Source organism: Rhodococcus sp. NS-SX18 (assembly GCF_057367935.1).
This window is the reverse complement of the sequence record NZ_CM170633.1, coordinates 600,046-622,959: the sequence shown is the minus strand read 5'-3', so window position 1 is coordinate 622,959 and position 22,914 is coordinate 600,046. Positions and strand designations below refer to the sequence as shown.

At 70.8% G+C, this 22,914-nt stretch carries 18 protein-coding genes and 1 riboswitch; of the genes, 7 read left to right on the top strand and 11 right to left on the bottom strand.

Annotated elements, in window-relative coordinates; translation table 11 throughout:
- Positions 1-28: 28 nt before the first annotated feature.
- Both folE and ftsH read right to left on the bottom strand, forming a co-directional pair.
- A complete protein-coding gene (folE, locus tag AC2IPW_RS02875) occupies positions 29-646 on the bottom strand; it encodes a GTP cyclohydrolase I FolE (protein WP_238586230.1) in 618 nt (205 codons plus the stop codon).
- Between the two features lie 68 nt (positions 647-714).
- The gene (ftsH, locus tag AC2IPW_RS02870; RefSeq protein ID WP_486376237.1) at positions 715-3,060 is read right to left on the bottom strand and encodes an ATP-dependent zinc metalloprotease FtsH; all 2,346 of its coding nucleotides are present in this window, start codon (positions 3,058-3,060) and stop codon (positions 715-717) included.
- Between the two features lie 227 nt (positions 3,061-3,287).
- Here ftsH and AC2IPW_RS02865 point away from each other — a divergent pair, with 227 nt between their 5' ends.
- Positions 3,288-5,432, top strand: a complete 2,145-nt coding sequence (locus AC2IPW_RS02865) for a serine/threonine-protein kinase (protein WP_486376236.1) — start codon at positions 3,288-3,290, stop codon at positions 5,430-5,432.
- On the opposite strand, the gene hpt is transcribed toward AC2IPW_RS02865, so the two are convergent.
- Genes hpt through dacB form a run of 4 tightly spaced genes read right to left on the bottom strand, consistent with a single transcriptional unit; the run spans position 5,420 to position 9,433 of the window.
- The gene (gene hpt / locus AC2IPW_RS02860) at positions 5,420-5,974 is read right to left on the bottom strand and encodes a hypoxanthine phosphoribosyltransferase (protein ID WP_003938265.1); all 555 of its coding nucleotides are present in this window, start codon (positions 5,972-5,974) and stop codon (positions 5,420-5,422) included. The genes AC2IPW_RS02865 and hpt overlap by 13 nt on opposite strands.
- 20 nt (positions 5,975-5,994) lie before the next feature.
- A complete protein-coding gene (tilS, locus tag AC2IPW_RS02855; protein ID WP_486376235.1) occupies positions 5,995-6,993 on the bottom strand; it encodes a tRNA lysidine(34) synthetase TilS in 999 nt (332 codons plus the stop codon).
- A gap of 2 nt (positions 6,994-6,995) precedes the next feature.
- Positions 6,996-8,036: a zinc-dependent metalloprotease gene (locus AC2IPW_RS02850; protein ID WP_416062588.1), complete on the bottom strand. Its 1,041-nt coding sequence runs from the start codon at positions 8,034-8,036 to the stop codon at positions 6,996-6,998.
- The gene (dacB, locus tag AC2IPW_RS02845) at positions 8,027-9,433 is read right to left on the bottom strand and encodes a D-alanyl-D-alanine carboxypeptidase/D-alanyl-D-alanine endopeptidase (protein WP_003938268.1); all 1,407 of its coding nucleotides are present in this window, start codon (positions 9,431-9,433) and stop codon (positions 8,027-8,029) included. Before dacB ends, AC2IPW_RS02850 begins: the two co-directional genes overlap by 10 nt.
- Positions 9,434-9,603: 170 nt before the next feature.
- Here dacB and AC2IPW_RS02840 point away from each other — a divergent pair, with 170 nt between their 5' ends.
- Entirely contained in the window at positions 9,604-10,095 is a 492-nt protein-coding gene (locus AC2IPW_RS02840; RefSeq protein WP_003938269.1) for an inorganic diphosphatase, read from the top strand.
- Between the two features lie 54 nt (positions 10,096-10,149).
- Here AC2IPW_RS02840 and AC2IPW_RS02835 read toward each other — a convergent pair whose 3' ends face one another.
- Both AC2IPW_RS02835 and AC2IPW_RS02830 read right to left on the bottom strand, forming a co-directional pair.
- Positions 10,150-11,259 carry an SRPBCC family protein gene (locus AC2IPW_RS02835; protein ID WP_486376234.1) on the bottom strand — a complete coding sequence of 370 codons (1,110 nt, stop codon included), beginning with the start codon at positions 11,257-11,259 and terminating at the stop codon, positions 10,150-10,152.
- A gap of 11 nt (positions 11,260-11,270) precedes the next feature.
- The gene (locus tag AC2IPW_RS02830) at positions 11,271-12,101 is read right to left on the bottom strand and encodes a crotonase/enoyl-CoA hydratase family protein (protein ID WP_003938272.1); all 831 of its coding nucleotides are present in this window, start codon (positions 12,099-12,101) and stop codon (positions 11,271-11,273) included.
- Positions 12,102-12,249: 148 nt separating this feature from the next.
- On the opposite strand from AC2IPW_RS02830, the gene AC2IPW_RS02825 reads away from it, so the two are divergent.
- Together AC2IPW_RS02825 and AC2IPW_RS02820 are read left to right on the top strand one after the other, a co-directional pair.
- Positions 12,250-12,771, top strand: a complete 522-nt coding sequence (locus tag AC2IPW_RS02825; protein ID WP_416062585.1) for a 2-oxo-4-hydroxy-4-carboxy-5-ureidoimidazoline decarboxylase — start codon at positions 12,250-12,252, stop codon at positions 12,769-12,771.
- Positions 12,772-12,866: 95 nt separating this feature from the next.
- Positions 12,867-13,340 (top strand): YbaK/EbsC family protein, encoded by a 474-nt coding sequence (locus tag AC2IPW_RS02820; RefSeq protein ID WP_003938274.1) that lies wholly within the window; start codon positions 12,867-12,869, stop codon positions 13,338-13,340.
- Positions 13,341-13,386: 46 nt separating this feature from the next.
- On the opposite strand, the gene AC2IPW_RS02815 is transcribed toward AC2IPW_RS02820, so the two are convergent.
- The gene (locus tag AC2IPW_RS02815; RefSeq protein WP_003938275.1) at positions 13,387-14,706 is read right to left on the bottom strand and encodes an aminotransferase class V-fold PLP-dependent enzyme; all 1,320 of its coding nucleotides are present in this window, start codon (positions 14,704-14,706) and stop codon (positions 13,387-13,389) included.
- 66 nt (positions 14,707-14,772) lie between these two features.
- A riboswitch (SAM riboswitch) is annotated at positions 14,773-14,888 on the bottom strand.
- A gap of 245 nt (positions 14,889-15,133) precedes the next feature.
- On the opposite strand from AC2IPW_RS02815, the gene AC2IPW_RS02810 reads away from it, so the two are divergent.
- Positions 15,134-19,048 (top strand): Pls/PosA family non-ribosomal peptide synthetase, encoded by a 3,915-nt coding sequence (locus AC2IPW_RS02810; protein ID WP_486376233.1) that lies wholly within the window; start codon positions 15,134-15,136, stop codon positions 19,046-19,048.
- Positions 18,991-20,406, top strand: coding sequence for a M1 family metallopeptidase (locus AC2IPW_RS02805; RefSeq protein WP_486376232.1), 1,416 nt, complete (start codon positions 18,991-18,993; stop codon positions 20,404-20,406). The genes AC2IPW_RS02810 and AC2IPW_RS02805 overlap by 58 nt, the downstream gene beginning before the upstream one ends.
- A gap of 4 nt (positions 20,407-20,410) precedes the next feature.
- On the opposite strand, the gene AC2IPW_RS02800 is transcribed toward AC2IPW_RS02805, so the two are convergent.
- The gene (locus AC2IPW_RS02800) at positions 20,411-21,592 is read right to left on the bottom strand and encodes an MFS transporter (RefSeq protein ID WP_486376963.1); all 1,182 of its coding nucleotides are present in this window, start codon (positions 21,590-21,592) and stop codon (positions 20,411-20,413) included.
- 86 nt (positions 21,593-21,678) lie between these two features.
- Positions 21,679-22,320 carry a GntR family transcriptional regulator gene (locus tag AC2IPW_RS02795; RefSeq protein WP_486376231.1) on the bottom strand — a complete coding sequence of 214 codons (642 nt, stop codon included), beginning with the start codon at positions 22,318-22,320 and terminating at the stop codon, positions 21,679-21,681.
- Positions 22,321-22,472: 152 nt separating this feature from the next.
- Between AC2IPW_RS02795 and AC2IPW_RS02790 the strand changes: the two genes are divergently transcribed.
- The gene (locus AC2IPW_RS02790; protein ID WP_486376230.1) at positions 22,473-22,898 is read left to right on the top strand and encodes a hypothetical protein; all 426 of its coding nucleotides are present in this window, start codon (positions 22,473-22,475) and stop codon (positions 22,896-22,898) included.
- The last annotated feature ends 16 nt before the right edge of the window (positions 22,899-22,914 follow it).

Below are 22,914 nucleotides of genomic sequence, written 5' to 3'. Positions count from 1 at the left end.
ACCGGGCGCCCGGGGTTCGGCAGCGTGCTCACCGGCGCAGGATCAGATCCAGGGCCTCGGCACGCGACGCCGAGTTGGTCTGCAACAACCCGCGCACCGCCGAGGTCGTGGTGCTCGCCCCCGGCTTGCGGATGCCCCGCATGGCCATGCACAGATGCTCGGCCTCGACGACCACGATCACCCCGACCGGATCCAGCTTGCGCATCAGCGCATCCGCCACCTGACTGGTCAGCCGCTCCTGCACCTGCGGCCGCTTGGCGTACAGATCCACCACCCGCGCCAGCTTCGACAGGCCCGTCACCCGGCCGGTGGGACCGGGGATGTAGCCGACGTGCGCGACGCCGTGGAAGGAGACCAGGTGATGCTCGCACGTCGAGTACATCGGGATGTCGCGGACCAGGACGAGTTCCTGATGGCCCTCGTCGAAGGTCTTGTCCAGAACCGAGTCCGGGTCGGTGTACAGACCGGCGAACATCTCCCGGTACGCCCGCGCGACCCGGGCCGGAGTGTCGAGCAGCCCTTCGCGCTCGGGGTCCTCCCCCACCGCGATCAACAGTTCCCGCACCGCCGCCTCCGCGCGAGCCTGATCGAAGGCCCGGCCCGATTCCCGGCTGCGCAGGGGCTGACCGTCACCGCCGATCGACACGGAATCCGCCTCGGAATCCAGGTGGTTCACCGACACCAGACCGTACCTCCACTCTTCTCGACTCGGGTTCAGCGCGGACCGGTCGGCCCCTCCCACGGCTGGGTAGGCGGTGACTCGGGAGCTACATTCCTGTCGGCCTGTCGCTCGTCCTCGTCGGCCGAGCGCGCGGGCTGGGTCCATTGCGGATACCCAGGATAGGTGCTCTGCGGCTGCTCGGATTCGGCAGGCGGCCAACCGGGTGCCGACCAGCCCGCCGGGGCGCCGTAGTCGGGCCGGGTGGCGTGGCGCGGTCCGCCCGGGTACGGCGGCTGCCCGAAGCCCGGCAGCGGCTCCGATGCGGGTGCCGGCACCGGCGCCGGATGCCCGTTGGTCGGCGCCGCGGGCTGCGGCTGCGGGTGCTGCGGGTGCTGCGGCTGAGGCTGCGGCTGCGGCTGCGGCTGGGCAGGCTTGGTGAAGGACGGGCGCACCGCTTCCGGCGGCCACGGCTCACCGCGTTCCTTCGCCCGCTCGGCCGGCGTCTTGATGGGAGGCTTGTCCGACGGCGTACGTCCACCGAAGTCGTTGAACTCGGTGATCCGCGGCCGCTTCTCGACGGAGGTGAGGATCCGCTCGAGATCCTTGCGGGTGAGGGTCTCGTGTTCGAGCAGCTCCCCGGCGAGCACGTCCAGCACGTCGCGGTAGTCGTTGAGGATCGCCCAGGCCTCGGTGTGCGCGGCCTCGATGAGGTTGCGCACCTCTTCGTCGATCTCGCGGGCCACCTCGTGCGAGTAGTCGGACTGCACGCCCATCGAGCGGCCGAGGAACGGGTCGCCGTGTTCCTGCCCGTAGCGGACGGCTCCGAGGCGGGCGCTCATGCCGTACTCGGTGACCATCGCGCGGGCGATCTTGGTGGCCTGGTCGATGTCCGAGGAGGCACCCGTCGTCGGCTCGTGGAACACGAGTTCCTCGGCCGCCCGGCCGCCCATGGCCATCACCAGGCGGGCGATCATCTCCGAGCGGGTCATCAGGCCCTTGTCGTCCTCGGGGACGGTCATCGCGTGACCGCCGGTGCGGCCGCGGGCCAGGATCGTCACCTTGTAGACCGGCTCGATGTCGGGCATCGCCCACGCGGCGAGCGTGTGCCCGCCCTCGTGGTAGGCGGTGATCTTCTTCTCGTGCTCGCTGATGATGCGGCTCTTGCGGCGCGGGCCGCCGATGACCCGGTCCACCGACTCCTCGAGTGCGGCCTCGGTGATCACGGTGCCGTTCTCGCGCGCGGTGAGCAGCGCGGCCTCGTTGACGACGTTGGCAAGGTCGGCGCCGGACATGCCGACGGTGCGCTTGGCCAGTCCCTCGAGGTCGGCGTGCTGGTCGAGCGGCTTGCCCTTGGAATGCACCTGCAGGATCGCCCGGCGCCCGGCGAGGTCGGGATTGGTGACCGGGATCTGCCGGTCGAAGCGGCCCGGCCGCAGCAGGGCCGGATCCAGGATGTCGGGACGGTTGGTGGCAGCGATGAGGATGATGCCCTGCCGGTCCCCGAAGCCGTCCATTTCGACGAGCAGCTGGTTGAGCGTCTGCTCGCGTTCGTCGTGGCCACCGCCGAGGCCGGCACCACGCTGACGGCCGACCGCGTCGATCTCGTCGACGAAGATGATGCACGGGCTGTTCTGCTTCGCCTGCTCGAAGAGGTCGCGCACCCGGGAGGCGCCGACGCCGACGAACATCTCCACGAAATCCGAACCGGAGATGGTGAAGAACGGGACACCGGCCTCACCGGCGACCGCGCGGGCGAGCAGGGTCTTGCCCGTGCCGGGAGGACCGTACAGCAGGACGCCCTTCGGGATCTTCGCGCCGAGGGCCTGGTAGCGCGCCGGGTTCTGGAGGAAGTCCTTGATCTCGTACAGCTCTTCGACGGCCTCGTCCGCACCGGCGACGTCGGCGAACGTGGTCTTGGGCATGTCCTTGGTCAGCTGCTTGGCCTTGGACTTGCCGAAGCCCATCATCCCGCCGCGGCCACCGCCCTGCATGCGGCTCATCACGAAGAAGAACACCCCGAGCAGGATGATCATCGGGAGCACGAACAGCAGGATCGACGTCAGCCAGCTCTCCTGGGTGACGGTGGTGTCGAACTTCTCGAGGCCCGCGCCGGCGACCTTGTCGAAGATCTGCTCGGACGCCGACTCCGGGTACTTGGCGAGGATTTCGGTGTCGTCCCCGGTCGCCTCGTTGCCGCTCTTCAACCACAGGCGCACCTGCTGCTCACGGTCGTCGATCTGCGCCCGGCTGACGTTGTCCGCGTCGAGCTGAGCGAGCGCGACAGACGTGTCCACCTTGGTGAAACCGCGGGTGTCGTCGCCGAAGTAGCTGAAGGCGTAGATGACCAACAGGATGCCGGCGACGATCGCCAGATTACGGAACACTGTCTTGCGGTTCATACAGGTTCGGCCCGGCCGGCCGGTCCTTTCGATAGTGCGGTCATCATCGTGGTCGTCCCGAGGAGTCCGGCGACGAACCGGACACCGCAAGGTTACCGCGTGTACGCGCAGCGTTGCCCTCGCGCGGCCGCACGGTCCGAGGGGTCAACGTCCGAGGCCACCCGGAGGTTCCCACCGGTCGCGTCAGCTGCCTGCGGGCCCGGGCCCCACCGTGGTTATCATTTCGCATGGCCATGCAGGAGCCGGACGCTGCAACCGAGGCCGACCCGACCCGTACCGCTGCGGCCGAGCCGACCCGCACGGTTGCGGCCGATCCCACCCGGACCGCCGAGGCGGAGCCGACCCGCACGACCGAGGCGGAGCCGACCCGCACGACCGAGGCGGAGCCGACCCGCACGACCGAGGCAGAGCTCACCCGCACGGCCGAGGCGGAGCCGACCCGCACGGCCGAGGCGCCCACCGAACCGGCCCGTACCAGCGCGGTCGTCCCTCCCGGCGAGGAGACGACCGAGCCCTTCCCGGTCCGCGTCCCGACCGGCATCGACGACGTCGAGGCCGGGAGCCGGATCGACGACTTCGACCTGCTCACCAACCTCGGCCGCGGCGCGTTCGGGCGAGTGTTCCTGGCCCGGCAGCACTCGATGCAGCGGCTCGTCGCCGTGAAGATCTCGCCCGACCGCGGTACCGAGGCCCAGACCCTCGCCCAGCTCGACCACGACTACATCGTTCGTGTCTTCGATCAGCGGATCCTGCCGGAGCACGGCCTGCGGCTGCTGTACATGCAGTATCTGCCGGGTGGGACGCTGCTGCGGGTGCTGCACCGGGTGCGCACCACCCCACCGGAGCAGCGCAGCGGCCGGCTCCTACTCGACGTCGTCGACGAGACCCTCGCCGAGAAGGGGGAGATCCGGGCCGCCGAATCGACCGTGCGCAGCCGGCTCGAGAGCCTGACCTGGCCCGAGACCGTCGCGTGGCTCGGGCGCCGGCTCGCCTCCGCACTGGACTACGCCGATCGGCGCGGCGTCCTGCACCGCGACGTGAAACCCGCCAATGTCCTGCTCACCGCGGAGGGCGTGCCCAAGCTCGCCGACTTCAACATCAGTTTCGCCGAGTCCGTCGGTGGCACGTCGGCCGTGGCATACCTCGGCGGGTCCCTGGCGTACATGTCGCCCGAGCAGCTCGAGGCGTGCCATCCCGGTCTGCCCGGCACCGCCGCGGACATGGACACCCGCAGCGACATCTATGCGCTCGGGGTCATGCTGTGGGAACTGCTCACGGGTGGCCGGCCCAACAGCGAGGACGACCTGGGCGCCGAAACCCTGCCCGCACTCGAGACGATGCTCGCGCGGCGACGCTCCGGACTGACCGCGGCCGCGCGCGAGCGGATCCCGGCCGACTGTCCCCAGACTCTGCTGCGGGTGCTCGGGAAGTGCCTCGAACCGGATCCGGCGGATCGGTGGGCGTCGGGTGCGGAGCTGGCACAGCAGTTCGACCTGTGCCTCGATCCGCGGGCCCGGGACCTCGTCGACCCGCCGCCGCACAGCTGGCGCGCCCGGCTCCGCCGCCCCGTGGTGCCGATCCTCACCGCCGCGATCGCGATCCCGAACGTGCTGGCCGCGCTGTACAACTACCAGCACAATGCGAACCTGATCGTCGACCGGCTCCCACCGGACACTCAACGCGAATTCGAGCAGCTCGCGCTGATCATCAACGGGATCACCTTCCCGCTCGGCACGGTGATCATCGTGTACCTGTGCCGACGGTTGATCACCGTCCCGCGCGGTCTGCACCGCGGCCGCAGCTACGACGCGGCGGAACTCGCCCGGGCGCGGCACGACGCGCTCCTGGTCAGCGACCGTATCGCAGCCGTGGTGATGACCCTGTGGACGGTTGCGGGCATCGCGTTCCCGGTGGCACTGCACTTCGTCGGCGGCAACATCGACGGTCCCTCCGCCGCGCACTTCCTCACGTCGATCCTGGTGTGCGGGGCGATCGCCGTCGCCTATCCGTTCTTCCTCGTCGCCTTCTACATGGTCCGCTCGTTGTACCCGGCGTTCCTGCCGCACGGGGCCACCGACGCCACGGATGCCCGGGAACTCGAAGGACTGCACCGGCGCAGTGTGTTCTACCTGGCGCTCGCGGCGGCCGTTCCGCTCGTCGGGGTGGCCGGCGTGACGTACCTCTCGCCCGAGGAGATCCAGCAGGTCCTCGTCGCGGTCCGGGTGCTCGCGGTGGGCAGCATCGCCGCATTCGTGCTCGTGTACTGGTTGTTCCGCATCATGGAGGACGACCTGCGGGCCCTACAGCGCGGCATGGCCCCGACGCGGGTGACGCGCGAGCCGCCGAAGCGGAGCCCGGCTCAGTCCGTGTAGACCTTCGGGTCGAGGGTGCCGATGTACGGCAGATCGCGGTAGCGCTCGTCGTAGTCGAGGCCGTAGCCGACGACGAACTCGTCCGGGATGTCGAATCCCACGTCGGCGACGTGGACGTCGACCTTCACGGCCTCCGGTTTGCGCAGCAACGTCACCACCTCGAGGGACGCCGGGTTCCGTGAGGAGAGGTTGCGCATGAGCCAGGACAGCGTCAGGCCCGAGTCGATGATGTCCTCGACGATCAGCACGTTCCGGCCGGCGATGTCCTTGTCGAGGTCCTTGAGGATGCGCACCACGCCGGACGACGAGGTGGACGATCCGTACGAGCTGACTGCCATGAACTCCATCTGGGTGGGGATCGGCAGCGCCCGCGCGAAGTCGGTCATGAAGAAGATCGCGCCCTTGAGCACGCCGATGAGCAGCAGATCACCTTCGGGTGCGCCCACCGGATAGCGCGCGGCGATGGTCTCGGCCAGCTCCTTCGTGCGCTGTTCGATCTGTTCCTCGGAGATCAGTACCGACGCGATGTCGTTCTCGTACACCGGGTTCATCCTGCCTTCCCTCAGTCGTCCGCACCCTGTCGCCGGCCGACGAACTCGACGATCAGCCTGCCACGCCGACGCGTGACGACCAACCTGACGCCGGGCTGCGGCCCACCGCCCACGGCGACGGCACCCTGGCCGCGCCACTGCCCGATCAGGTCGTCGACGGCTCGCAGCTTGCGGTCCGTCGGGGCCGAAGCTCCCGACTCGAGCAGCCATCGTCGCAGGACCCGTCGTCGTACCGCGACGGGCGTGCCGGCGAGGACGTCCACCGCCAGCCCGGCCCCGGCCCGGGCCTCCCCCAGCCGGTGCCGCGCCAGTTCCTCCAGCGCGTCCTCGTCCTCGCGCAGCTGCGCGGCCGTGCGCGCGAGGGCCGGTGCGACGCCACCGCCGAGTACGTCCTCGAGCAGCGGCAGCACTTCCTCACGTAGCCGGACCCTGGTGAAACGCCGGTCGCTGTTGTGCGCGTCCTCGTAGGGCAGGTACCCCAGTTCCGCGCAGGCCCGGCGGGTGACGTCGCGGCGCACGCCGAGCAGGGGGCGCCCCCACGGCTCGTCGAACTCGCACATGCCGCGCAGGGACCGGGCCCCGGAACCGCGGCCCAGCCCCAGCAGCACGGTCTCGGCCTGATCGTCGAGCGTGTGCCCGAGCAGCACCGGCAATCCGGCCCGGGCCTCGTCGAGTGCCCGGTAGCGGGCCGCACGCGCGGCCGCCTCGGGACCGCCGGGGCCGGTCACCGCGACACGGACGACCTGCACCGATGCGCATCCGGCCGACCGGGCGAACGCCGCGGCGCGGGCGGCGACGTCGGCGGAGCCGGGTTGCAGACCGTGGTCGACGACGACGGCGTGCACCGAATCCGCCTCGGCAACGGCGGCGACGGTCAGAGCCGACGAGTCGGCGCCGCCGGACAGGCCGACCGCGACGGACCGGCCGTGGTCCGCGACCCAGCGCCGGACGGCCAGACGCACCTCGTGGACGGCCGGGGTCTCGGGCGGGAGCGGTCGCTCGGACGACACCGTCAGGCCAGTACCCGTGCGATCCACGCGTCGGGGTCGTCGATCTCGGCGAGGGTCGGCATCGCGTCAGGTCCGCTCCAGACGGTGTTGAACCGGGCCATGCCCACCCGTTCGACGACGGTGTCGACGAACTTCTTGCCCTGCACGTACTGGGCCATCTTGGCGTCCATCCCGAGCAGTGCCCGGACGATGCGGTGGACGGGGTTCACCGCGCGTCGGCGACGGTTGTCGAACGCGCGCCGGATCTGCGCGACGGCGGGCACCACGGAGGGCCCGACGGCGTCCATCACGTGGTCGGCGTGGCCTTCGAGCACGGTGCCCAGGGCCAGCATGCGGTCGAGGGCGGTGCGCTGGGGCTCGGACTGCACCGCCCGGACGAGACCGAGCACACCTCGCTCGGCCATGGGTTTCTCCTCGCCCGGCCGGCGATCGCGCAGGACCCCGGTGATCCGGGCGGCGAGATCGGTGAACGACTCGTCCACGGTCCGGCCCAGCTCCGCCGCCGCCTCGCGCATCAGATCCGCCATCCACGGGGCCTCGGCGAACTGCACGCGGTGTGTGACCTCGTGCAGGCACACCCACATCCGGAAGTCGGCGGTGGGCACCCGCAGCGCCCGCTCGACGGCAACGACGTTCGGGGCGACGAGCAGCAGCGACCGCGAGAAGGGGTCGTACTGACCGAGCACGGCGGTGGACAGGTACGCGAGCATCGCGCCGGCCTGCATGCCCGCGGGCTTGCCGACCCACCGCCCCTCGGCAGGCCCGGAACCGGTGAGGTCCGCCATCGACCTGGCGGCGGCGTGCACCCATTCGGACCGGTCGACGACCGTGGCGGGCGGGACGTCTCGGCCGTCGCCGAGGCCGGTCAGCTCCCGCACCGGTGGCTCGGCGCGGTCGGCGGCCGAGGCCAGCTCGGCGACGACGGTTTCGGCGGTGTACCGCGACATCGCCGGGCCCGGCCGGGTCAGGCGTGCTCCGACCCCGGCCGCGAACTTCCAGTCGATCGCGTCACCCAGCATCCGGTCCCGGTCGGTCATCGGCATCCGCATCCTCGGAGGGTCGCCGCCACCGCGTCGAGGGCAGGTCGGCTCTCGCCCGGCGGACGGTCGTTGGATAACAGGGCGAACGTCAGCACCCGACCGTCGGTGTCGACGACGAATCCGGTCAGGCCGCTCGCCTGCGACAGGGTGCCCGTCTTCGCGCGGACCCAACCCGCCCCGTCGCGGTTGGTCGAGGCGTAGCGCTCCGAGAGGGTGCCGGTGGCGCCCGCGACCGGCAGGTAGTCCAGCATCGGGCGCAGCGACGCCTCTTCGGTTCCGGCGGCGGCGGCCATCACCGCGTCGAGCAGCCGAGCGGGAATCCGGTTGTCCACGGACAGCCCGCTCACGTCGTGGAGGGTGAGCCCGGTCAGGTCGAATCCCGCCTCGCGCAGGACCGTGGAGACGCTGTCGACCGCGCCGCGGAAGGACGGCTCGACGCCCTCGGCCGCGGCGATCTCGCGGCCGACGGCCTCGGCAAGGACGTTGTCGGAGTAACTCATCATCTGCCCCAGCCGATCGCGCAGCGGTGCCGACTGCACCGCGGCCAGCGGGGCCGCTCCGGGCCGGACTGTCCCGGGGGCGACCCGGGCAGGGTCCGCGCCGAGCGCGGCGGCGAGGGCCCGGCCGGCGTCGAGGGCGGGGGTGGGGGTGCGCGGCGACTCGTCCTCGAGGGGGTTCAACCGGCCGCCGTCGAGCATCACCGGTTCGATCGGCGCCACGGAGCCGCCGGCGATGTCGGCGGGAAACCAGCCCGTGGCCAGGGAGTCGCCGGCGTAGGCGCCGGTGTCGACGAGCACCGTGTCGACGGCCGCGCCGCTGCGCTGGATCTGCTGCACGAGGTCGGCGATGCGCGGGGCGCCGGCGTAGAAGCCGGACTCGCCGAGGGGACGGGCGGTGAGGGTGGGATCGCCGCCGGCGACGAGCACGATCTCCCCCGGCCGGCTGCCCTCGACGACCTTGGTGGTGACCCGGTGTTCGGCGGGCAGGGCGAGCAGCGCGGCAGCGGCGGTGAGAACCTTCGTCGTCGACGCCGGGATCATCGGCCGGGCCGGGTCCTTCGACCACAGCACGGTGCCTGTGGCGGCGTCGGTGATCGAACCGGTGAAGTTGCCCAGTCCCGCATTCCCCAGCGCCGGCGCGAGCGCGGCCGCCAGGGCGGGACCGGCGGGGGCGGGGGCGTCTGCCGGTACCGGGGCCACCTGCGGGGTCGCGGTGACGGGCGCCGGTGCCGGCGCTATGGCGGCGGCAGCCTCGCCGCTGCGGAAGTCGGAGAGCGCGAAGGCCCCTCCCACGAGCAGCGCGACGGTCCCCGCTGCCCAGATGGTGAACAGGATCCGGAGGTTCCGGCGGCGCCGTCCCGCCAGTGTGCCCAGCTTCTTCTTGCCCTGCCCCGCCAACACGCCTCCGCTGTGTCGAATCCCGCGGCGTTCGCTCTGGCGAATCCCGCGCCCTGGTGACCGCCCCGGTGGTCCGGCACCTGCGCCACCAGCGTAGCGCCGACCCGTTATCCTCTGTGCGGACCATCACCGCAGATACGGCAGTCGTATCGATCTACAAGTGAGGACACGGCGTGGAGTTCGAGGTCACCATCGAGATCCCCAAGGGGCAGCGCAACAAGTACGAGGTCGATCACGAAACCGGCCGCGTGAAGCTGGACCGCTACCTCTACACCTCGTTCGGCTACCCCGCCGACTACGGCTACATCGAGAACACCCTCGGCGAGGACGGCGACCCGCTGGACTGCATGGTGCTGCTCCCCGAGTCCGTGTTCCCCGGCGTCATCGTCGAGGCCCGTCCGGTGGGCATGTTCAAGATGGTCGACGAGGCCGGCGGCGACGACAAGGTCCTCGCCGTGCCCGCGGGCGATCCGCGCTGGGACCACGTCAAGGACATCAGCGACGTCTCGCAGTTCGAACTGGACGCGATCAAGCACTTCTTCGTCCACTACAAGGACCTCGAGCCGGGCAAGCACGTCGAGGCCGCGGACTGGGTCGGCCGCGCCGAGGCCGAGGCCGAGGTCTCCGCGTCGATCGAGCGCCTGAAGGCGAACGGCGGGCACTGACACCACGCGTCGTTCGGGCTCCGCGGCCGCCGGCTGCGGAGCCCGAACGCGTTCTCAGCCGCTGCGCTCGATCGCGTCCCGGATCTCGGCGAGCCGGTCGAGCAGGCGCGGCCGGAGCTGGGCGTCCACCCGCGCCGACCACGGCCGCAGCAGGCGCGGCAATCGCAGGACGAAGTGCTGCCGCAGGAGACATCCCTGCGGGGTGGACTCGATCCGGTAGTCGAGGTGGCCGGTGAACCAGGCACTGCGGAAGTCCATCGCGAGCAGTTCCGGGTCCTCGATCGCGGTCACGACGCTGTCGACGGACATCCACCAGCCGGGTGCGAGCCGCACCCGCTCGTGCCACCGGGTGCCCTCGACGGTCGGACCGGACGGGGACTTGTCCATCCGGACGCCTGTGCGCGCCGGTGCACCCACATGGTCCTGCACGTCGGCGAGCAGCGCGAACACTTCCCCGGCGGGTCGGCGCACCGGGATATGCAGTTGGATATCCGTTGGGGTGCAAGGACTTTCGTCGGCCGGCGGGTCACCGCCCCGGCGGCGCCGCGCGTGCCGCTCGGCGCGGTCCCGGATACCGAGCAGCATCCGCCGGGACATCACGAAGTCGCCCGCGTCCATGAGGACGGCCCAGCCGACCGCGAACGGCGACGGGGGGATCCGGAATCGCACGCGATGCACCAGCCGGCTGTGTCCGGGCCCGTCCGGACGTAACGCCAGCGCGGCGGTGACCGCACCCCCGTCGTGCGAGTGGGCGTACACGAGGGAACGTCCGGGGTCGATCGACTCCACCCGGAAGGCGGCCGGGGAACCCGCGACCAGCCGGACCGGGTCGCCGACCTCGAGCCGCTGCAGTTCTGGCCGGATCTCCCGGGCGCTCGGCTTCCCGCCGTTGTCGACGAAGTCGTAGCTGTACCAGCCGGCACGGTCCCCGGCGCCCATCTGGACCAGCCACGGCCACACGTCCACCGGCTCGGCTGCGATCGACACCGCTCGGGTTGCCGACCAGTGGGGCCGGGGCAGGATCTCGTCCCCCGGCATCCGTCCCGCCACCTCGGTCCCCGTCGCACCCCAGTGCAACTGCCAGGGCCGGTAGGCCGTCAGATACGCCAGTGGGACGGCCGGCACCAGCCGACCGCCCCACGTCAGGACCGGATGCCTTCGCACCCGTCCATCCTCTACCGGCCCCGGAACTCCGGGGGCCGCTTCTCGAAGACCGCCGCGACGGCCTCGGTCAGGTCCTCCGACGGCAGGAACGCGGCGTTCCAGGCCGCGACGTAGCGCAGGCTGTCATCGACACGCGGCGAGCGGCTGTGGTCGAGGACGGCCTTGATGCCGTGCACGACCAGCGGCGGATTCGCCGCGATCTCGGCGGCGGTGGCCTGCGCGGCGGCCAGGACGGCGTCCGCGTCCTCGAAGACGTCGTTGACCAGGCCGATCTTCTCCGCGCGTGCCGCGTCGATGTCCTTGCCGGTGAGGGCCAGCTCACGCAGGTGCCCGTCGCCGATGATGAGCGGCAGGCGCGCGAGGCTGCCCACGTCGGCGACCATCCCGACCTTGACCTCGCGGACACTGAACTTCGCGTCGGCACTGGCGTAGCGGATGTCGGCCGCGGAGATCAGGTCGACGCCGCCGCCGATGCACCAGCCCTGCACGGCGGCGACGACGGGCTTACGGCAGTCCGCGACCGCGGTGATCGCCGCCTGCATCCGCTTGACCATCTCGTGGAACTCGGTTCGCGGGGCGGCCAGCGCCTTGTCGGCGAGGACCTTGCCCAGGTCGCCGCTCATGGCGGGCAGGTCGAGACCGAAGGAGAAGTGCTTGCCGGCACCGGCGAGCACGACGGCACGCACGTCCGGATCCGCGTCGAGCTCGCCGAACAACAGCGGCAGCTCGGTCCAGAAGTCGGGGCCCATGGCGTTGCCTTTGCCCGGACCGACGAGGGTGACGAGCGCGACGTGGTCCGCGACGTCGACCGTGAACGCTTTCCAGCGAGATTCCTGAGTCATTACTCGAGAGTAATATGCGGGCGCCGCTCCGCTGTCACGGACCGCTCGTTACAGCCCGGAAAATTCCGCGCTCTGCCCCTGGTGGCCGCCACGGCGCGGACGGATCCTGGGGGTAACGAACGGTCCGGCCCGCAGAGGAGCGACTGTCATGCTGATGCACCAGGGCATCGGTCTGGGTGCCTTCAACGCCCTGTCCCGGCGGGGCGCCACCCATGCGCTGTACGAGTGCTGCGCGTCGCTCACCTGGGCCCAGGCGGTCGCGGCGGGACGTCCCTATGCGAGCTACTCGGAACTGTTCGCCCGCGCCGACGCCGCCCTGTTCTCCGCGAGCGACGCGGAGATCGCGGAGGCCCTCGATTGCCACCCGGTGGTGGGCCGCCGGCGCGGCAGCACCGCCTCGCGGCTCGAGCAGTGCTCGCTGTGGGACGAGGACGAGGCCTTGACGGCCGCGATCACGGCCGCCGCCGCCGCCTACGAAGAGCGCTTCGGGTACCGCTATCTGTGGTGCCCGCAGGGCCGCGGACTGCAAGAACTGCTGACGGACCTGAACCACCGGCTCGCACACGACCCCGAGGCGGAACGCAAGGTGTGCACGGAGGAACTCGCCAAGATCACCCGCACCCGGCTCGAGCGCATGCTCGGACCCGAGGACGGCTTTCCGCCGTATTGACCCCCGACTGTATCGACTCCGACCGTATCGACCTCGGCCGCGGCCGGACCTGCCGATCGGAGCCACGGACGGCGGCGGACTCCTAGGCTGGAACCATGTCCGGGACACTGCATCCGAATGCCGCTCGGGTAGCCGACACGCTCATCGCGCGCGGTCACCACGGGTTGATCACGACCCAACCGGAGTCGGTGCACACCGCCGAGCAGGCGGCGGCCGCGCTCGGGGTCGACGTGGGAGCGATCGTCAAGTCGCTGGTGTTCCTGCTCGACGACGAACCGGTACTGCTGCTGGTCTCGGGTGCCCACCGGGTGAATCCGGAACGAACCGGCAAACGCCTCGGCGGTGCGCTCGTCGCGGCGCCCCCGGACGTGGTCACCGAGGTCACGGGTCAGCCCGTCGGCGGCGTGGCACCGCTCGGGCATCCGACGAACCTGACCACGTACGTCGACACCGCCCTGGCTGCTTTCCCCCAGCTCTGGGCCTCCGGCGGGCATCCACGCACGCTGTTCCGCACGACGTTCCGCGAACTGATGCGCATCACGGCAGCCGTCGACGTCGACGTCGACTAGACCTGCCGGTCCGGACGGCCGGTGCGGCAGTCCGCCCGGGAAGCGGTCAGCTGCACTGCGCCGCCCCGGCGGTGGACTCCGCCAGGCCCGGACGGGTCTCGGGCGACGGCCCCCACAGGCCGTCGGTCTTCGCGTAGGTCCAGCCGGGACCGGCATCCACCAGCGTGTGCAGCGCGTCGAGCAGACGATCCACGTCGGCGGAGGAACTGCCGAGACCGAGCGAGGCACGAACCGCGCCGGCGGGCAGTCCGACCCGGGCGAGCAGCGGGTGCGCGCAGAACCGGCCGTCGCGCACCCCGATTCCGTGTTCGGCGGAGAGATACGACGCCACCTCGCCGGGCTCGAAGCCGGCGACCGTGAAGGTGACGATGCCGACGGAGTCCGGGGAGTCGCTCCACAGCCGCAGGATCTCGACGCCGTCGACGCCGCGCAACCCGTCGAGCAGGCGCCGGCACAACGCCTGCTCGTGCACGGTGGCGGCATCGGCGTCGAAGCCGGCGAGCGCGTCGCACGCTGCGGCGAGCGCCGCGACACCGAGCACGTTCGGTGTGCCCGCCTCGTGTCGCGCTGGGGCACAGGCCCATTCGGTGTGATTGAGACTGACGTCGCGGACCGCACCACCCCCTGCGAGGTACGGTTCCGCGACGTCGAGCCAGTCCCGGCGCCCCACCAGAGCACCGGCACCGAACGGAGCGTAGAGCTTGTGCCCCGAGAATGCGAGGTAGTCGACGCCGAGCGCGGTGAGGTCGATCCGCCGGTGCGGAACCAATTGTGCTCCGTCGACGAGGATCCGGGCACCGCAGGCGTGCGCGACGTCGGCGAGTTCGGCGATCGGGAGGACCTCGCCGGTGACGTTGGAGGCGCCGGTGACGGCGAGCAGCGCAGCAGGCCTGCTGCACAGTTCGGCGACGAGCCGGCGGACGGTCTCGGCGACGGTGTCGGCAGCCTCGACTACGCGAGCATTCTTCCAGGGCAACAGGTTTGCGTGGTGTTCGACGTCGAGTACCACCACGTCGCCGGGCACGGCTCCGGCCAGGAGGTTGAGCGAGTCGGTGGTGTTGCGGGTGAAGACGACCACTTGATCGTCTGCGGCGCAGACGAATCGGGCCACGGATTCGCGGGCCTGCTCGTAGCTGGTGGTGGAGATCCTCGAGGCGTAACCGGCACCGCGATGCACGCTGGCGTAGTACGGCAGGAGTTCGGCGATCCGCTCGGTGACCGCTTCGAGGGCCGGCGCGCTCGCCGCGTAGTCGAAGTTGGCGTAGGTGCAGGCACCGCCCTGCACCAGGGGTACCTGAAGATCACATCCGGTGACCCGGGCGAACGGTGCGATACAGGTGTCGGCGGTCAGTACAGCGGCAGTCATGACGTTCCCTCGTCGTTCAGGGATTCGCCGGTGGTCGCCTCGTCGCTCGAGTGCGATCACGGTCCGAATCCGCGCTTGCCGTGTCCGGTGTGGAAACACGGCCAGGTCGTCACCCGGAGCACCCCACCGCGGAGGAGGGTTGCCGACCAGCTAGCCGGGGCTTGTCGCTGGTTCTCGTGACCTGCGGAAGAGGATGGCAAAAGCGCGCACGGATGTCAAACCGGGATCGCACCGTCCGTCGTCCGGCACGCGAATCCCCAGGGAGAGGCGGTTTCTCGCCCAGAACCGGACAGCGGCCGGGATTCCGGCGCCCGGGAGGCGGAGAAATTCCACCGCGCGCGTGGGCACCGACACACCCGATGTTCACCCTCCGTCCACCTGACCGTGAGATAACCGGACGTACGCACCACCAGGCCGAGAGAAGGACATGCGATTGCCTGCCCAGCCCACGACGGATTCGGATCGGTCGTATCGCATCCCCGAGGAGTTCCTCCGCTCCTCCCATGCCCCGGCCCCTCGCACCCTCGTCGACATCCTGCGTGCCACCGCCGACACCCACCCGGACGCTCCGGCCGTCGACGACGGATCCGTCACCCTCAGCTACACCGAACTCGTCGAGGAGGTCGTCGCCTGCTCCTACCGGCTCGCCGACGCGGGAGTCGGGGGCGGGGACCGCGTCGGCGTGCGCATGCCGTCCGGCTCCGCGGACCTGTACGTGACGATCCTGGGCATCCTCGCCGCCGGCGCGGCCTACGTGCCGGTGGACGCCGACGATCCCGACGAACGCGCCGAACTCGTGTTCGGGGAAGCGCAGGTCACCGCCGTCGTCACCGCCGACGGCATCGGCCCGGGCACCGCGCCGCCGTCGCCGCAGCCGCAGCTGCGCGGTCCGCGTCTCGACGACGCCGCCTGGATCATCTTCACCTCCGGATCCACCGGCACCCCCAAAGGGGTCGCGGTCAGCCATCGCAGCGCCGCCGCCTTCGTCGACGCCGAGGCCCGGCTGTTCCTGCGCGAGAACCCGATCGGCCCCGGCGACCGCGTACTGGCCGGGCTGTCGGTCGCGTTCGACGCGTCCTGCGAGGAGATGTGGCTCGCGTGGCGGCACGGCGCGTGCCTCGTCCCCGCGCCCCGCTCGCTCGTGCGGTCCGGGATGGACCTCGGACCGTGGCTGGTCTCCCGCGACATCAGCGTCGTCTCCACCGTTCCCACCCTCGCGGCGATGTGGCCCGCCGAGGCGCTCGAAGCGGTGCGGCTGTTGATCTTCGGTGGGGAGGCCTGTCCGCCGGATCTCGCCGAGCGGCTGGCTGTGCCCGGGCGCGAGGTGTGGAACACGTACGGGCCCACCGAGGCCACCGTGGTCGCGTGTGCGGCGACGATGGACGGCACCGGCCCGGTCCGCATCGGCCTGCCGCTCGACGGCTGGGACCTCGCCGTGGTGGACGGCGAGGGCCGGCCCGTCCCGGAGGGCGGCACCGGCGAACTCGTCATCGGCGGCGTCGGACTGGCCCGCTATCTGGACCCGGCCAAGGACGCCGAGAAGTACGCTCCCATGCCCACCCTCGGCTGGGACCGCGCCTACCGCAGCGGCGACCTGGTCACCCTCGACCGCGCGGGGCTGCTGTTCCAGGGACGTGCCGACGATCAGGTCAAGATCGGCGGCCGGCGCATCGAACTCGGCGAAGTCGACAACGCTCTGCAGAACCTGCCCGGCGTCGCCGGCGGCGCGGCCGCCGTACGCAAGACCGCGGCCGGGCACTCGATCCTCGTCGGCTACATCGCCAGCACCGACCCCGAGTTCGACCTCGCCTCCGCGCGCGACCTGCTCGGCGAGCAGCTGCCGGCGGCCCTGGTCCCGAGACTGGCGCTGGTGGACGAACTGCCCACCCGGACCTCCGGCAAGGTGGACCGCAATGCGCTTCCGTGGCCGCTGCCCGGCGCGGAGGCCGCCGCCGCCGAGGCTCTCGGCCTCGACCCGACCGCCGAGTGGGTCGCCGGGCTGTGGGTGTCGATTCTCGGCACCCCGATCGAGAGCATCGACGACGACTTCTTCGAACTCGGCGGCGGCTCCCTCGCCGCGGCCCAGCTGGTGACGGCCCTGCGCGAACGCTATCCCGCGATGACCGTCGCCGAACTGTACGACCATCCGCGACTCGGCTCGCTGGCCGAGTACCTCGACGACCTCGCGCCGTCAGCTGTGGTCGCCCCGCGGCAGGTGACCCCCGTTCCGCGCCGGGCACAGCTGCTGCAACTCGCCGTCACGGTGCCACTCACCACTCTTACGGGGCTGCAGTGGGTGACCTGGCTCGCGATCGCGAACAACGTCTTCTCGCTGTTCGTCGACGTGCCGTGGCTCGCTCCGGCGTCGTGGTGGTGGGTGACCGTCGGCATCCTGCTGTTCCTGACCCCGCTCGGCCGCATGTCCGTCGCCGTCGCCGGGACGCGGCTGCTGCTGCGCAACCTGCAACCCGGCACCTACCGGAGGGGCGGCAGCGAGCATCTCCGGCTGTGGACGGCGCTGCGGCTGTCGGAGGCCAGCGGTGCAGTGAACCTGTCCGGGGCGCCGTGGATGCTGTACTACGCCCGCGCGCTGGGCGCGAAAGTCGGAAAGGGCGTCGACCTGCACAGTCTGCCGCCGGTCACCGGCATGCTCGAACTCGGGGACGGCTGTTCCATCGAACCCGAGGTCGACCTGTCCGGACACTGGATCGACGGCGACGAGGTCCACATCGGCAGCATCCGGATCGGAGCCGGCGCGACGGTCGGCGCCCGCTCGACTCTGGCCCCGGGCGCCCGAGTCGGCAAGAACGCCGAGGTCGCCGCCGGCTCCGCCGTGTTCGGCCGCGTCAAGGCCGGCCAGCACTGGGCCGGCTCCCCCGCCCGGAAGGTCGGCAAGGCCCTGCATCCGTGGCCCGCCGAGCCGCCGCGGCGTGCCTCGTGGTGGGTGCCGATCTTCGGCCTCACCTCGATGGTGCTGGCCTCGCTGCCGATCGTCGCGATCGGCGCCGGGCTCACCCTTGTCGGATGGTGGATCCGCGACGCCGCCGACCTCACCGATGCGTTGCTCCGCAGCGCGGCGATCCTGCCGGTGGCCGCCCTGCTGACCTTGTTCGTGTTCGCCGCCCTCACGGTGCTGTCGGTGCGTGCCCTGGCCGTCGGCATGACCGAGGGACACCATCCCGTCCGCAGCCGCGTCGGCTGGCAGGTGTGGGCGACCGAGCGACTGATGGACAGTTCGCGCACGTTCCTGTTCCCGCTCTACGCCTCGATGCTCACGCCGGGCTGGCTGCGACTGCTCGGCGCCGACATCGGCAAGGACGTCGAGGCCTCCACCGTGCTGATGGTGCCCAAGTTCACCCGCGTCGCCGACGGCGCCTTCCTCGCGGACGACACCATGGTCGCCAGCTACGAGCTCGGTGGCGGCTGGCTGTACATCTCCCGCGCCAAGGTGGGCAAGCGCGCGTTTCTCGGCAACTCGGGTATGGCCGCCCCGGGGCGACGGGTCCCCAAGTACGGACTCGTCGCGGTCCTCTCGGCTGCGCCGTCGAAGGCCAAGTCGGGTTCCTCGTGGCTCGGCAGCCCCCCGGTGCGGCTGCGTCGCGCCGCGAACGACGGCGATTCGAGCCGCACGTTCGCGCCCCCGGTGCGGCTGCGCGTGGCCCGCGGCTTCGTCGAGACCTTCCGCCTGCTGCCGATGATCGTCACGTTCGGTATCGGTCTCGGCGTGCTGTTCGCCCTGCAATCGCTGGCGACCTCGGTGGGGTACGCGGCGGCCGCGGCGCTGAGCGGAGTCGTGCTCATCCTCGCCGGCGCCGTGGCCGGCATCGTGTCCGTGGCCGCCAAATGGGCGGCCGTCGGACGCATCGGCCGGGAGGAACACCCGCTGTGGAGCTGGTTCGTGTGGCGCAACGAGGTGGCCGACACCTTCGTCGAAACGGTCGCAGCACCGTGGTTCGCCCGCCCGGCCACCGGCACGGCCGTGATGAACCTGTGGCTACGGGGCCTGGGCGCGAAGATCGGCCGCGGGGTGTGGTGCGAGAGCTACTGGCTGCCCGAGGCCGACCTGGTGACCCTCGGCGACGGTGCGACGGTGGAACGCGGGTGTGTTGTGCAAACGCACCTGTTCCATGATCGGATCATGTCCATGGACACCGTCACGCTCGGCGCCGGCGCCACCCTCGGCCCCCAGTGCGTCGCACTGCCCGCCGCCGGAATCGGGGCCGGCGCCACCGTCGGCCCGGCCTCGCTGGTGATGCGCGGTGACGTCGTTCCGGATTCGACCAAATGGCAGGGCAATCCGATCGCGCCGTGGTCGCACCCGAGCGATTGGTCCCCGCAGTGAAGCCGGGGAACGACCCGAAGAAGACCCGCGAGAACGGCAGAACCTCGAAACCGGACGCTCCGATCGATCCGTACCTGCCGCGCAGCGGCAACCGCGGGTACCGCGTGTCGAGGTACGAACTCGACCTGAACTACCGGGTCGTGGCCAACCGGCTCACCGGCACGGCCACCGTCGTCGCCACCACCACCGACGAACGCGGCAAGTTCGCGCTCGACCTCGCGCCGACCATGCGGGTGACCAAACTGTCGGTCAACGGGTCCCGGCCCGCCAAGTACGCCCAGCGTGACGGCAAACTCGTCGTCACCCCCGCCCGGAAGATCCCCGTCGGCGGCGTACTGACGATCGTCGTCCACTATCACGGCACCCCGAAACCGATCCGCAGTCCGTGGGGCGAAGTCGGCTGGGAGGAACTCGAGGAGGGGGCACTGGTCGCGAGCCAGCCCAACGGCGCCTCGTCGTGGTTCCCCTGCGACGACCATCCCGGCGCGAAGGCGAGCTACCGGATCACGGTCACGGCCGACTCCCCCTTCCAGGTGATCGCGAACGGCACGCTGGTGCGCAGGACGACGAGGGCCAGCCAGACCACCTGGGTGTACGAGCAGCCGGAACCGATGGCGACCTACCTCGCCACGGTGCAGATCGGGAACTACGAGACCCGCAGGATGTCCGAGACACCCGTGCCGCTCGTCGCGGTGCATCCGCCGCGTCTGCGGGCGCACTTCGACCGGGACTTCGGCCGGCAACCACAGATGATGGAGGTCTTCTGCCGGCTCTTCGGGCCGTACCCGTTCCCGCACTACAGCGTCGTCGTCACCGAGGACGAACTCGAGATCCCGATCGAGGCGCAGACCCTGTCGATCTTCGGCGCGAACCACTGCGACGGCACCCGGAGCGAAGAGCGGCTCGTCGCACACGAACTCGCGCACCAGTGGTTCGGCAACAGCCTCACCCCGTCACGGTGGCGCGACATCTGGCTGAACGAGGGCTTCGCCTGCTACGCGGAGTGGCTGTGGTCGGAGAACTCCGACGGGCCGTCCGCGCACACGATCGCCGAGGAGGCGCACCGCGGGCTCGGCCGCAAACCTCAGGACATCCTCCTCGGCGACCCCGGGCCGGACCTGATGTTCGACGACCGCGTCTACAAGCGGGGCGCCCTGACACTGCACGCGCTGCGCCTGCGCCTCGGCGACGAGAAGTTCTTCACGCTGATTCGGCAGTGGACCGCGAACCACCGGCACGCGACCGTCACCACCGAGCAGTTCACCGACCTCGCGGCCCGGTTCGCGGACGCACCGCTGCGTCCGCTGTGGGACGCGTGGCTCGCCGAGAAGGCACTGCCGCCGATGCCCGAGCCGTGAAACGTCAGGCCGACGCTCGCTCCGGCAGGTGTGCCTGCCATTTCGCCAGGACGAGCACCAGGCACGCGGCCGCCGCGACCGCGCCCACGACGAACATGGTCGGGTAGGTCAGGACCGGGTACGTCTGCGACAGGTACACCATCACCGCGGGTACCGCGAAGCCGAGATAGCTCAGCGAATAGAACACCGCGGTGAGCCCGGCGAGGTCGTCGGGGCGGGCGATACGCTGCACTTCCTGCAGGCCCGACACCAGCGCCATTCCGTAGCCGCAGCCCAGGACGACCGCGGCCAGTAGGGCCAGCGGCACGGTCAGGGCGGCGGCCGCGGCCGCCGCCGTGACCATCCCCACCACGAGCAACGTCAGCGCCACCGCTACCGCACGGGCATTGTGGGGGGTGTCGATCCGACGGCCCAGCGACTGGATCGCGAAACCGGCACCGAGGGCGACGACGCACAGCAGCGCCGAGAACGCGATCGGGGCGTCGCCGCTGTGTCCGGTCATCAGCGCCGGCAGGATCGCGTACGCCGAACTGGCGGCGCCGAACACCCAGGGGGCGACGGGGGCGATCACGAACAGGAAGCGGGCGTGCCCGGCCGCCGGGATCTTCAGGTCTTCCCGCAGCGCGGTCCGTTCCGATTCCGGCTGCGCCGGGCGGGTCTCCGGCGTCCGCAGCAGTGCCGCACCTGCGCCGATACTCAGCCCGATATGCACGAGGTAGGACAGGGCACTCGGCATCGGGGCCCACTGGGCGAGGGCACCCGCGATGCCGGCACCGACACCGAAGCCGGCGGTCAGGCTCATCGCGGCCCGTCGCGCACCGGCTCCGGCCGTCGCGCGCGGGTCCCAGCGCGGGTCGGACAGTTCCTTCAGCCAGCTGCCACCGACCGCCATGCCCAGTCCGAGCGCGATCCCGCAGAGGATGCGGCCGAGGATGAGCAGCGGCGCGGAGTCCGATCCGAGGGCGAGCACCGCGGAACCGACGAGGGCGACGAACGGTGCGGGCACCATGACAGGCCGACGACCGAGCCGGTCGGAGAGCGGACCGCCGACGAGCAGGGCCGGCACGATGCCCAGGACATAGGCGAAGAGGAACAGGTCGACGACGACCGGCGCGAAACCGTGTTCGAGCCGGTACATCACCAGGAGCGGGGTGAATTCGTTGCCGCCCCAGGCGACAGCGAACATCGCGGCGGCCACGAGCAGCCACGCCCTGCGGGGAGCGGCATCCGTACCAGCAGTGGGCAGACGACCCGGTTCGGTGGCAGTTGCGGTCACAGTCGTCCCCCTCCGAGTCCGTGCACCTCGCGCATGTGCACCTCGAGCGCCTCGTCGAACGCGTCGGCATCCCCGGCGGCGACGAGATCCACCAGATGCGCATGGTCGGCGATGATCTTCTGCAGCTGCGCCGGATCCCGGGCGACAGAACGGGCCGTCATCCGTCGCTGGCGTTCCCGCAGGCCGGCATAGAAGGTGTCGAGGAGCGGATTGCCGCCCGCGGCCACGATGTTGCGGTGGAAGTCCGCGTCGGCACCGCTGAAGCCACCGACGTCACCACGCTCGGCAAGTTCACGCTGCGTGTCCAGGCTTGCGCGCAAGGTACGTTCGAGTTGCTCTCGTGCCGGCGGAGCGGACGCGACGGCGCGCACAGCGTGGGCCTCGAGCAACCGTCGCGCATCGACGACGTGCTCAGCCTCCCCGTCCGCCACCGGAACTACCAGTGCGCCGCGCTTGGGGTACAGACGCATCCAGCCCTCGGCCTCGAGGCGGAGGAAGGCCTCGCGCACCGGGGTACGGCTGCACGACATCCGAGCCGCGATCTCCCCTTCGCTGATCAGATCACCGCCGGGCAACTCACCCGACAGGATCAGCTCCTTGACCTCGCGATAGACCGACTCGGCCGCTGAATACGACATAGACACAAGATGTATTTATACAGCAAGCTGTCGGTGGAGTGCCACCCGGCCCTGTGCCCCTACCGAAGGCCGCCAGGTAAACGACGGTCTGCAGACACTGGGGGAAGCCATACTCGAAGAGACCGAGGGAGGAAGGGCTGGAGGAGGTTGCGATGAGGCGACAACCGGCCCGTAGTGACCTGCTGCACGCGGCTGCGATGGGCAGCGTCGCCACCGGCGTCGCGTTGTACTGGCTCGACTACTTCACCGCCGGACATGTCAGATCGTCCGACGACCCCTCGTACGTCGCGTTCGAGAACGCATTCCCGGCCGCTGACGGGCTGATGGCCGCGAGTTTCGCAGTGAGCGCCTGGCACCTGACGAGGGGGCGGTCACTCGCCGTCCCGCTGGGGATCGCGGCCGGCGGCGCGATGACATTCCTCGGAGCCATGGACACGCTGTGGAATCTCGAGCACGGCAACTACCGGCGAATGACTACCGAAATGGCAGTCGAGACGGGCATCAATGTCGTCTCGCTCGCGTTCGGACCGTGGACTGTCGCACGACTGTGGCGGCGGCGCGAGGCACTCGCCGGCTGAGCGGACGCCCCCGGTC

Coding starts and splice junctions, on each gene's coding strand:
- AC2IPW_RS02790 (WP_486376230.1), top strand. CDS start 22,473: ATGAGGCGACAACCGGCCCGTAGTGACCTGCTGCACGCGGCTGCGATG.
- AC2IPW_RS02805 (WP_486376232.1), top strand. CDS start 18,991: ATGGCAGGGCAATCCGATCGCGCCGTGGTCGCACCCGAGCGATTGGTC.
- AC2IPW_RS02795 (WP_486376231.1), bottom strand. CDS start 22,320: ATGTCGTATTCAGCGGCCGAGTCGGTCTATCGCGAGGTCAAGGAGCTG.
- AC2IPW_RS02800 (WP_486376963.1), bottom strand. CDS start 21,592: ATGTTCGCTGTCGCCTGGGGCGGCAACGAATTCACCCCGCTCCTGGTG.
- AC2IPW_RS02820 (WP_003938274.1), top strand. CDS start 12,867: ATGTCCGGGACACTGCATCCGAATGCCGCTCGGGTAGCCGACACGCTC.
- AC2IPW_RS02865 (WP_486376236.1), top strand. CDS start 3,288: ATGGCCATGCAGGAGCCGGACGCTGCAACCGAGGCCGACCCGACCCGT.
- ftsH (WP_486376237.1), bottom strand. CDS start 3,060: ATGAACCGCAAGACAGTGTTCCGTAATCTGGCGATCGTCGCCGGCATC.
- AC2IPW_RS02825 (WP_416062585.1), top strand. CDS start 12,250: ATGCTGATGCACCAGGGCATCGGTCTGGGTGCCTTCAACGCCCTGTCC.
- AC2IPW_RS02850 (WP_416062588.1), bottom strand. CDS start 8,036: ATGCCGATGACCGACCGGGACCGGATGCTGGGTGACGCGATCGACTGG.
- AC2IPW_RS02830 (WP_003938272.1), bottom strand. CDS start 12,101: ATGACTCAGGAATCTCGCTGGAAAGCGTTCACGGTCGACGTCGCGGAC.
- AC2IPW_RS02810 (WP_486376233.1), top strand. CDS start 15,134: ATGCGATTGCCTGCCCAGCCCACGACGGATTCGGATCGGTCGTATCGC.
- AC2IPW_RS02815 (WP_003938275.1), bottom strand. CDS start 14,706: ATGACTGCCGCTGTACTGACCGCCGACACCTGTATCGCACCGTTCGCC.